Raw genomic sequence first — 4197 nt, 5'->3', positions numbered from 1 at the left:
CACGTCGGCCCACAAACGGCGGCTGGGCGGCACCCGCTCGGTTGAGGTCGTCCTCCTCGCCCATGTCTTCGCAGCTATCATCGTGATGGTGCTCCCCAAAGCGCCGTCCGCCGCCGCCGCCCGGCAACGTGGTAAAAAGGCCCGCGAGGGGGTCAAGCGACATTTCTTCCCATGTCCAGCCATCTAGGTTGATGAGCGCTCCCATCCCCGAGAATGTCCCGCCAGATGGTGCCACCAGCGCACTCAGAATCCCCTCAGCCCTTGTGACTTTGATCGCCTCGGAGTCTGGGTTAATGACGTGGGCTGCAAACAGCTCGGGCTTGTAGGTGCCTTGCTCGCTCAGATCCTGAGTCTCGCGACGGGAGTCGATCTCGTTGGCTCCAAGCGTGGTATTGGCATCAATCAGCCCCGGATAGACATGCTGCCCGGAGATGTCTACTCGCGTCGCGCCCGCAGGAACGCTCACCTCGCCCGCCTTGCCCACGGCGAGAATCTTTGAGCCTTGCACCACGACCACGCCACCGACAATATCTGCGCCGCTGACCGTGTGGACGGTGCCATTCACCAGAGCGGTAACGGGCCCCGTGGGTGTTGCCCCCCCTGCCCCCGCCGAGCGGAGGGGACGCTTAGGTAGGGCTTCGCCGGCGTTCTCTGGTTCCCCCGCCGGGCGGGGGCTAGGGGGTTGGCCGGAGCTTAGCTCTTTCACCAGCCGCGTTTTTTCGGCTTCTAGCTCCTTACGGGCGGCGAGATCTGCCGCGCGGTCGAAGAGGAGGTTGCCATCCACGAACGTCTTCTCCGGCATGGAGAGCGGCGAGAGCGGGTTGCCTGTCCAGAGCACGATATCGGCATCTTTTCCGGGCTCCAGTGAGCCGGTAAGCTTGTCAATATGGAGCTGCTTGGCGGGATTAATGGTCACCATTTTTAGCGCCTCCGCAGGCGACATATTGCCCCAGCGGATGGCCTTGGCCGCCTCAACATTCATGCGCCGGGCCAGCTCGTTGTCATCGGAGTTAAACGACACCGTGACGCCACGCTCGGTCATGAGCGCCCCGTTCCAGGGAATCGCGTCTATGGCTTCGAGCTTGTAGCCCCACCAGTCGGTAAACGTCGAGCCACCTGCACCGTGCTTGGCGATCTCATCGGCGACTTTGTAGCCCTCTAAGACATGCTGGAACGTGGCGATCTTAAAGCCGAACTCATCGGCAAGGCGGATCAGCATGAGAATCTCGCTGGCGACGTAGCTATGGCAGTGCACGAGGCGCTTGCCCTCTAGGATCTCGACCAGCGCATCTAACTGCAAGTCGCGACGGGTGCCCTCGGGGTTGGCCTTGCGCTTTACAGCATAGTCGCGTGCTTCCGTGAACCGGGCACGACTGATTCTTTCCACTCCCATGCGGCTCACGGGGTAGCGTGGCGTGCCCTCACGAAAGCCGCCGCTGTTCGACCGCGTTGGGTTCTCGCCCAGCGCGAACTTGATGCCCTGTGGCGCGTCCTTGATCAGTAAGTCCTCGGCGGAGTCTGCGCCCCAGCGCCACTTCACTGCGGCATTTTGCCCGCCAATGGCATTGGCCGAGCCATGCAGCACATTGGCGGCGGTGGTGCCCCCCGCAAGCTGTCGGTAGATATTCACGTCATCCGGGTTGAGCACGTCGGCGATACGCACTTCGGCCGTGACGATATTGCTGCCCTCATTGACACCGCCCGAGACAGCGGAGTGCGAGTGGCAGTCAATCATCCCCGGCGTCACGTGCTTGCCACGCCCATCTATCTCGACCGTGCCACCAGGAACTTTTAAAGCGTTGCCAATCGCGGCGATCTTGCCGTCCCGCACCAAGACATCAGTCTCTTTGAGTATCCCCGCCGCCGCACTTGTCCACACCGTCGCGTTGCGCAAGACGAAGTTTTTGGAAGCCATCGCAGGCGGCAGCGGCGGTATCTGCCCGGTACCCACTTTGGAGAGCACAAAAGGCTTCTCCTCCCCCCCATCCCCCGCCCGGCGGGGGGGCTCTGCGGTTTGGGGTTTGCCTTCCAGATTTCCCCCGCGCACGGCGGGGGATGGGGGGGCAGCAGCCAACGTGACAGGCTTGCCTTCGACAAAGACCTGCACCAGCTTGGCCTTGGGTGCAAAGAGCGAGTCGCCCTCGACGGCGATCACGTTGGCGAGCTTGCCCTCTTCCAGTGTCCCTGCCTGCTTCTCAATGCCCAGCAGCTTCGCGGGTGAGAGTGTCAGCGCCATGAGTGCCTGGTCTTGGGTGAGGCCAGCCGCGATGAGCTTGCGGGTGTTTTTGAGGAGATCCGCAGGCGAGCTGGTCGTCAGCGCAAACGGGACACCGACTTTTGCCAATGCAGCCGCAGTCGTCGGAGCCAGGGCGCGAGCACGCAGGCTCTGGAGGGTTTCCGTAGACATCTCACCCGGCGCGACTGTCGGGGCAGCGGGCAGGTCGGCGGAAAGAAAAACACTGACTTTAGCGTCCTTGAGCTTCTGCGCAATGGCATAGGCTTCGGTGCCACCCTCGATAATCGGGGTCAGGCCAAACTCTTTACACAGCTTGAGGGCTCGCTCGATCTCCCGTGCACCGCTAGCTCGCACGATCAGCGGGAGCTTTTTCTCCACCACGGGCTGGAGCGCCTGAATGGTGCGTGTGGGAGTGCCCTTGCCGCCCTTGAACCGGGCATCGTAGAGGGCCTGGCGGGTCGCGGCGATCTGGCCCATGAGCGAGCCGGGGTACTCACCAAAGCCGCCGCGCTCAAACGAGAGGTGCATCCCAATCCTTGGATTCAGCAGCAGCTCATTGACTTTCTCAGACTCGCCCAGGCTAATTGCCGCACTGGTTCCCGCAAGAAGGCCCGTCGCGGGTGCCGTGAGCGCGATCCCAAACCCCGCCTGGCGGTAGGGCTTGTTTGCCTCCGCATCGGGCTTGAAGAGCAGCGCGGCATTGTTCTCCGACTGGATCGCCGACACGGGGTACTTATCGCCACGATCCGATTTGACGACTTCGGTGGGCATCCCAAGCCGCGTGGACGCGTTGATCAGCCCCGGATAGAGTGTCCAGCCCTTCCCCGAGATCACCTTGGCATCCTTGGGAACGGTCACATTGGCCCCAACCGACTCAATCACGCCATCGCGCAAGACCAGTGTCCCCGACGCGATCACTTTCCCCGGCGCCGTGACGATCTTAGCGCCCGTGATGGCATAGACATTGGGAGCCCCCGGATCGTTGCCCTGCGCATGTGCAACCGTGGCAAGCCCGAGACTGAGAAAAAGAGCGGCAGATTTTCGCATGATGAGTTCCCTCCTCCCCCAACCCCTCCTCCCAATCCTGGGAGGCAGGATCGGCGGAGGGGGGAGGAATAAAAATGAGGCCGACGGTTCATCCGCCAGCCCCGGCATTTCTGCCCAACATTCTACCCAATCCCATAGTCATTTTGGTCTCCACCTCCCCTCCTCCCAGGATTGGGAGGAGGGGTTGGGGGAGGAGGGAGGAGCGGAGGGAGGAGCGGAGCGGAGGGAGGAGGGAGGAGGGTTTATTTCACGGGTCCGACGACAAACGCGCCGACTTTACCGTCTTTGACGCCCGTACCGACCACGAAGCCCTTGTTGTTGATGCCACGCGCCTGCACCAGAGTCCAGCCCTCACGGCCCTCAATGACATCGTTGAGGTCAATGACTTTCCCGCCGCTCCAGACCGCCGCATGTGCTTCGCCGCCCTCAGTCTCGATCACGCCGACGACTTGATTGTTGTCGTTGATGCCCAGAGCGAGTCCTTGCTTGCTCCCCGGCACCGGAAGCTCGCCCGTCTTGCCCTTGCTCCAGCCAATCGGCTTGACCATGCGCTCTTCCGAGATTCCCGCGCCGACAAAGATATCGCGCTCGTTGGCCGCCATCGGAATCGCCATCTGAAGCCCGCCCATCACCGGGAGCGTCCCAATCTTGCCGTTCTTAAACGCCGCCGGAACCGGCCCGCTCTTGCCAATCGTCAAACCAACCAGCGTCCCGCTTGCGTTGCCGGAGTGCGGCACGAACTCGCCAATAGCTTTCCCATCGCCAGGCTTGCTCCACAGCATCCCCGAAAATCCATTATCCAGGGAATAGGCACTGCGAAGGAGCCCAAAGCTCGCCCGGTCAAAAGACCCAGAGCTTACATCGAGAAACTGCGGACGGTTCAGGGTAAACGCGGCACGCCCTTGATTATCAAA

Annotated in this window: 1 protein-coding gene and 1 pseudogene; both read right to left on the bottom strand. The window is 62.1% G+C overall.

The genetic code is table 11. From position 1 onward, the window contains the following. Positions 1-3283 (bottom strand): amidohydrolase family protein (locus tag AC1XOS_RS20345; RefSeq protein WP_481964041.1); only part of this gene is annotated, 3283 nt, incomplete at its 3' end. A gap of 242 nt (positions 3284-3525) precedes the next feature. Beyond that, positions 3526-4197: pseudogene (locus AC1XOS_RS20340) on the bottom strand (hypothetical protein); the annotation flags it as partial.

It is taken from the genome of Armatimonas sp. (assembly GCF_964826245.1).
This window is presented reverse-complemented; position numbering and strand designations above follow the sequence as displayed.